Raw genomic sequence first — 6,353 nt, 5'->3', positions numbered from 1 at the left:
GGCCGTCGACCGACGCGCGGTCCGGCCGCCGGCGGGCCTCGGCAGCCTCCGCCGTCGCCGGTCCGGCGGTACGGTCAGTGGTGCCGCGTCGAGGTGCGCAGCAGGCGGGTGGCTGGTCGCTCACGGGGGCATCCTTGGCTGGACGGTGTCGGCCGCACGGCCATTGTCCCCGGTCGGTCCCGATTAGCCCGGGTGGGTCCTGGTAGGTAGGCCGGATCGACGGTACGGGCCGTGGCCCCGGATCACCCGCCTCGAGCCCGAGCCCCGCTGGCACGGTGCCGCGCAGGCGGTCCGTACCAGCGGCCGGTCCGCACCCGGTGGCCGGTGTGACGGCCATCCGTCGAGCCCGGACCGGGGCCTACGAGCGTCGGCGGATCTTGTTGCCGAGCCAGACCAGCGGGTCGTACTTCCGGTCGGCTACCCGCTCCTTCATCGGGATCAGCGCGTTGTCCGTGATCCTGATGCCCTCGGGGCAGACCTCCGTACAGCACTTGGTGATGTTGCAGTAACCCAGCCCGTGCTCCTCCTGGGCGCTGGTCTTACGGTCCAGGCCCTGCTCCTCGGCGGCGTCCAGCGGGTGCATGTCCAACTCCGCCTGCCGCATCAGGAAGCGCGGGCCGGCGAAGGACTGCTTGTTCTCCTCGTGGTCACGCACCACATGGCAGGTGTCCTGGCACAGGAAGCACTCGATGCACTTGCGGAACTCCTGAGACCGTTCCACGTCCTCCTGCTGCATCCGGTACTCGCCCGGAGCCAGCTCGGCCGGCGGCACGAACGACGGGATCTCACGCGCCTTGGTGTAGTTGTACGACACGTCCGTCACCAGGTCGCGTACGACCGGGAAGGCCCGCAGCGGCGTGACCGTGACGACATCGGCGCGTTCGAAGGTGGACATCCGAGTCATGCACAGCAGTCGGGGACGCCCGTTGATCTCCGCGCTGCACGAACCGCACTTGCCCGCCTTGCAGTTCCACCGCACCGCCAGGTCGCCGGCCTGGGTCGCCTGTAGCCGGTGGATGATGTCGAGCACCACCTCGCCCTCGTTGACCTCGACCGTGAAGTCCTCTAGTCGACCGCCCTCCGGGTCGCCGCGCCACACGCGGAAGTGCGCGTCGTAGCTGGTCTCGGGCCGGCCGTCGGAGACGTCGCGCGGGGGCGTGTCAGGAGCGGTGGCTTGATCCGGTACGGCGGTCGTGCCGGACGGGGCGCCGGTCGCGGCCTCCGACGCGCTCTCGTTCGCGGCCCGGGCGGAGCTGCCAGCCGCCGGCTCCTCGGCACCCGGGTCGTCCGGGGCGCTGTCGGCGCCGGTTACCTCGTTGCTCGTACTCACTCGGTCGTCAGCTCCTCGTCCGTCAGGTACTTGATCAGCTCCTCCTTCTCGAAGAGCTCCAGAAGGTCCGGTCGGATCGGCGACACCTCCCGGCGCCGCAGCGTGATCCGCCCCGGCGTCGTGTCACCCTTGGTCGCACGCTCGCCCGTACCGACCTCCGCGCGCTCCGTGAGGGAGCAGACGAGATTCGCGCGGCGCCACTCGCGGACCATCTCCGGGTGGTCGTCCCGGGTGTGGCCGCCCCTCGACTCCGTACGGTTCAGCGCCGCGCGGGCCACACACTCGCTCACCAGCAGCATGTTGCGCAGATCCAGGGCCAGGTGCCAGCCCGGGTTGAACTGTCGGTGCCCCTCCACACCAGCGCGTGCCGCCCGTGCGCGCAGCTCGGCGAGCCGCTCCAGCGCCCCGGCCATCTCCTCCTCGCGCCGGATGATGCCGACCAGGTCGTTCATGGTCCGCTGCAACTGCTGGTGCACCGTGTACGGATTCTCCGCCGGCTTGTCGTCTCCGGCCTCCCCGGCCTCCCCGGCCTCCCCAGCCTCGGCCTCGGCGGTCGGGTCGAACGGCCGCAACGCCTCCGCTACCGCCTCGGCCAACTGTGTCTCGTCGACCGCCGGCCGCTCCTCGGCGCCGCGCGCGGCGGCGCGCTCGGCCGCGTACAGCCCGGCACGACGGCCGAACACCAGCAGGTCGGAGAGGGAGTTGCCGCCCAGCCGATTGGAGCCGTGCATCCCCCCGGAGACCTCGCCGGCCGCGAACAGCCCGGGCACTCCGGTGGCCGCACCGGTGTCCGGGTCGACGTCCACGCCGCCCATGACGTAGTGGCAGGTCGGCCCGACCTCCATGGGCTGGGCGGTGATGTCGACATCAGCCAGCTCGATGAACTGGTGGTGCATGGAGGGCAGTCGACGCTTGATCACCTCAGCCGACATCCGACTGGAGACGTCGAGGTACACGCCGCCGTGCGGGGTGCCACGACCCGCCTTGACCTCGCTGTTGATGGCACGGGCGACCTCGTCCCGTGGGAGGAGTTCCGGCGGCCTGCGGTGCTTCTCCGGATCGTCGTACCAGCCGTCCGCCTCCTGCTCGGACTCGGCGTACTGCTCCTTGAAGACCGCGGGGACGTAGTCGAACATGAACCGCTTGTCCTCGGAGTTGCGCAGCACCCCGCCGTCGCCCCGGACCGACTCGGTGACGAGGATGCCCTTCACCGACGGCGGCCAGACCATGCCCGTGGGGTGGAACTGCACGAACTCCATGTTCACCAGGGGCGCTCCGGCGAGCAGCGCCAGCGCGTGCCCGTCGCCGGTGTACTCCCAGGAGTTCGAGGTGACCTTGAAGGACTTGCCGATGCCGCCGGTGGCGAGTACCACCGAGGGCGCCTCGAGGACGAAGAAGCGACCGGACTCACGCTCGTAGCAGAAGGTCCCGGAGACCTCGTCGCCGTCCTTGAGCACCCGGGTGACCGTGCACTCCTGGAAGACCTTGAGCCGGGCCTCGTGGTCGCCGGTCTCCTGGTGGTCCTCCTGCTGGAGCGAGACGACCTTCTGTTGCAGCGTGCGGATCAGCTCGAGGCCCGTCCGGTCACCCACATGAGCGAGCCGTGGGTACTCGTGGCCGCCGAAGTTGCGCTGGGAGATCTTCCCTTCCTTCGTACGGTCGAAGAGCGCCCCCCAGGTCTCCAGCTCCCAGACCCGGTCCGGGGCCTCCTTCGCGTGCAGTTCCGCCATGCGCCAGTGGTTGAGGAACTTGCCGCCACGCATGGTGTCCCGGAAGTGCACCTTCCAGTTGTCGCCCTCGTTGACGTTGCCCATGCTGGCCGCGATGCCGCCCTCGGCCATCACCGTGTGCGCCTTGCCGAAGAGCGACTTGCAGATCACCGCCGTACGCATGCCCTGCTCGCGTGCCTCGATGGCCGCACGCAGCCCGGCACCGCCGGCCCCGACGATCACGACGTCCCACTGCTGGCGTTCGACTTGCGTCATGTTGGGTTGAATCCTCGCCTGTCTCAGAAGAACCGGGGATCGTCGAAGGCCCCGGTGGCCAGCAGGTACACGTAGAAGTCGGCCACGGCCACACTGACGAGTGAGGCCCAGGCGAGCGACATGTGCCGCTCGTTGAGCTTGCCGACGAAGCCCCACATCCGGTAACGCACCGGATGCTTGGAGAAGTGCCGGAGTCTGCCGCCGATGATGTGCCGGCACGAGTGACAGGAGATCGTGTACAACCAGATCAGCACGATGTTGACCAGGAACACCACGGTCCCCAGGCCCATGTGGCCCCACTCGTACTCGGCGTTCCGGAAGCCGAGCAGGGTGTCGTACGACAGGACGACGGCGACCAGTAGCGCGGCGTAGAAGAAGTAGCGGTGGATGTTCTGCAGGATCAGCGGGAACCGCTTCTCGCCCGTGTACTTCCGGTGCGGCTCGGCGACCGCGCAGGCCGGGGGAGAGGCCCAGAAGCCGCGGTAGTACGCCTTGCGGTAGTAGTAGCAGGTGAGCCGGAAGCCGAGTGGGAAGATCAGGATGATCAACGCCGGGGAGAGTCCCCACCAACTGCCGAACAGCTCCCAGTTGGGTCCGCCCTTCATCGTCTCGCAGTTGTCCGCCAGGCAGGGGGAGTAGAACGGCGAGACGTAGGGCGCGGCGTAGTAGTCGGAGTTGGAGAAGGCCCGCCAGGTCGAGTAGACGACGAAGGCGAACAGGCCCAGCGCGGTGGCCCCGGGCGCCAACCACCAGCGATCGACGCGCAGATGACGCGCCGAGATGGCCGCGCGCCCGGGAGCGTCGCGCACTCCTCCGGACGCGGGCGGGTGGTCAGGGCTGTCCGTCTCTGCGGACGGTGTGGTTCCGGTGGCCAAGAGTGACTCCGTCGGGAAAGGGGCAGCCGTGAGCGGCCTTTGGGGGATGGTGTGGCGTGGGTCGGGCGGTCCGCGAGAACGGACGACTGCGCCCGCAAGCCGATCGTTACCGGGCGCGAGGGGTCAGGGCGCGCGCCGGTCCCGGGAGCCCACACCCTCCTCGTCGGCGTCCGCCCACAGGGAACTGTCGTACGGCGTGTCCGGGACCGGGACCATCTCCGGTCCGGGCATGGCCGGTCGCTCCTGCGGCGCGGAGGCACGGAGCAGCCCGAGGGACTCGCGCAGGTGCTCGGTGTCGCTGCGCACTCTGCGCAGTTCCAGGCCGCCGCCCACGTGTTGCTCCAAGCGGCCGACGGTGCGGATGAGTTCGTCCAGACAACGCTGGGCGGCGGTCAGTTCGTCCTGAAGTGCCATGGTCTGCGTATCTCCGCGGAGGTGGAAGCTGATCGGCTCACGCGCATGCGAGTGTTCCTCGTCACACCCTTGATGTGAAGAGCGTTGCGTCGAATTCCCTCTTCGGAGTGTGGAAGTCCCACCCCCGGGTGGCTCCGGTGTGCCGCGGTGACGCGGCCCGCGAGTCCGGAAGATGCGGGCATGGGGGGTTCCCGGAAACTCCGCGGGGCGCTTGGGCCGACGCCCCCGACGTCCCGCAGGAGCCGCGTCCGGCTTCCCGTGTGGGCTCGTTCGCTCGTGCGGGTGAGGTTCGCCGGTGCGGGGACGGCGGCGCCGTCTACCCTGGCAGGGTTGCTCCGTACGAAGAGGCAGCCCGCCATGGCATTGACCGTCCCGGGGCGCGTGTGCGGCGCGAGCGAGGATGAGCGTATGGACCAGCCGGTGCCCGAGTCTGTGGAAGAAGCCTTCGCATCGTTGAGCGACGCGGCCCCCCAGGGGTGGCGCGTGGAACTGATCGAGGGAGAGATCCACGTGACGCCACCGGCGAACGGCGACCACGAAGAGATTGTTTCGGAACTGTCCGGCCAGGTGCGGGATCATCGCAAGGATCTCGGCCGGTACACCGGTCTGGGCCTGTTGCTGCCGGGCGGTGTGGCGCACAGCAGGGTGATCCCGGATCTCGTGGTCGCTCCGAAGGGCAGTTTCAGCGACCGATGGGAGTACCACGACCCCACCCCGGTTCTGCTCGTCGGTGAGGTCACGTCACGCTCCACGGGCGACATCGACCGTGAGCGGAAGTTGACGGGATACGCCACCGCCGGCATCCCGGTGTATCTGTTGGTGGACCGCGAGCGGGACGTGGTGAAGATCCACTCGCGGCCGAGCGGCGGGCGGTACGAACGCACGGAACTGGTGTCACTCGCCCAACCGGTCACGCTGCCCGAGCCGTTGGGCTTCGATCTGGACACCAGCGAGTTCTGACCCGGCTCACCGGGCTCTCCGGGTCAACCACCGAAGTCCTTGGTCAGCCAGCGGTCCGGGCGGATCTCGATGTACTCCGGCTCGCCGTTCTCGTTGTCCTCACTCAGCTCCCAGCGCACCCACTCCTCCACGGCCTCCGGCGGCAGGTAGCGCCGGCCGATACGGGCGATCTCCACCGGCGTCGGCAGTTCCTGCCGGACGACCGTGCCCTCCACGGTGACGTATCGGTAGGGCACCTCGGGCCGCTGCACGGAGAAGGACAGTTTCCCCGCCCGCCTGATCAACCGGGACTTGCGCCGGTCCCTGCGGGTGATGACGGCGATGTTCCCGCCCGGCTCGTACGCGTACCAGGTCGGCAGGGTCGACGGGGGGCGCTCGTCGTCGCTGACGACGCTCAGCACGCCGATATGGGGGAGGGCCAGGAACGACTCCCGCTCCGACCGGCTGAGTGGGCGTGCCTCCGTCGCGGGCGCCTCCTCGACGCTCGGCCCCTCCCCGGCGGGGACGGCTTCGGGTGTGCTGGCGGACTGCTGCTCCACGGACATCCGGGCTCCTGTACGTCAGGTGGGTTCTCGATGTCAGTGAGCAACCCGTCTCCCATGCCCGGTATTCCGACTCAGTGATCGACGCGATTGAGCGGCGGAGACGACCGGGGTACCGCCCTCGGGTTGCTCGCCCGCCCGGGTGGCGTGGCCACACCGATGGACGTGTCGGCGTGCTGGGTACGACTGCTTCCCCTTCAGTGGGCTTGTCGAACCGTAGATGTGATGAACCGCCGAACCGTTCTCC

6 protein-coding genes are annotated in these 6,353 nt (G+C 69.1%); 1 reads left to right on the top strand and 5 read right to left on the bottom strand.

Translation table 11 applies throughout. The annotated features are described in order from the left end of the window. Window positions 1-358: 358 nt before the first annotated feature. From AN216_RS25930 to AN216_RS25915, 4 genes are all read right to left on the bottom strand, one after another. Entirely contained in the window at window positions 359-1,330 is a 972-nt protein-coding gene (locus AN216_RS25930) for a succinate dehydrogenase/fumarate reductase iron-sulfur subunit (RefSeq protein ID WP_275522535.1), read from the bottom strand. Then, on the bottom strand, window positions 1,327-3,315 hold the full coding sequence (locus AN216_RS25925; RefSeq protein ID WP_070199166.1) for a fumarate reductase/succinate dehydrogenase flavoprotein subunit: 1,989 nt from the start codon (window positions 3,313-3,315) through the stop codon (window positions 1,327-1,329). Before AN216_RS25925 ends, AN216_RS25930 begins: the two co-directional genes overlap by 4 nt. Before the next feature lie 23 nt (window positions 3,316-3,338). Continuing rightward, complete coding sequence (locus tag AN216_RS25920; RefSeq protein ID WP_107402105.1) at window positions 3,339-4,190, bottom strand: hypothetical protein; 852 nt, start codon at window positions 4,188-4,190, stop codon at window positions 3,339-3,341. Window positions 4,191-4,313: 123 nt separating this feature from the next. After that, on the bottom strand, window positions 4,314-4,604 hold the full coding sequence (locus AN216_RS25915) for a hypothetical protein (protein ID WP_070199164.1): 291 nt from the start codon (window positions 4,602-4,604) through the stop codon (window positions 4,314-4,316). Between the two features lie 408 nt (window positions 4,605-5,012). Here AN216_RS25915 and AN216_RS25910 point away from each other — a divergent pair, with 408 nt between their 5' ends. Beyond that, entirely contained in the window at window positions 5,013-5,564 is a 552-nt protein-coding gene (locus AN216_RS25910) for a Uma2 family endonuclease (protein ID WP_107402104.1), read from the top strand. Between the two features lie 23 nt (window positions 5,565-5,587). Here AN216_RS25910 and AN216_RS25905 read toward each other — a convergent pair whose 3' ends face one another. Then, the gene (locus AN216_RS25905; RefSeq protein ID WP_079167003.1) at window positions 5,588-6,109 is read right to left on the bottom strand and encodes a pyridoxamine 5'-phosphate oxidase family protein; all 522 of its coding nucleotides are present in this window, start codon (window positions 6,107-6,109) and stop codon (window positions 5,588-5,590) included. Between the last annotated feature and the right edge of the window lie 244 nt (window positions 6,110-6,353).

The organism is Streptomyces oceani, from assembly GCF_001751245.1.
In the GTDB taxonomy this organism is placed as follows: domain Bacteria; phylum Actinomycetota; class Actinomycetes; order Streptomycetales; family Streptomycetaceae; genus Streptomyces; species Streptomyces oceani.
Note: the sequence above shows the minus strand (reverse complement) of the source record. Positions and strands in the feature narration are given on the sequence as shown.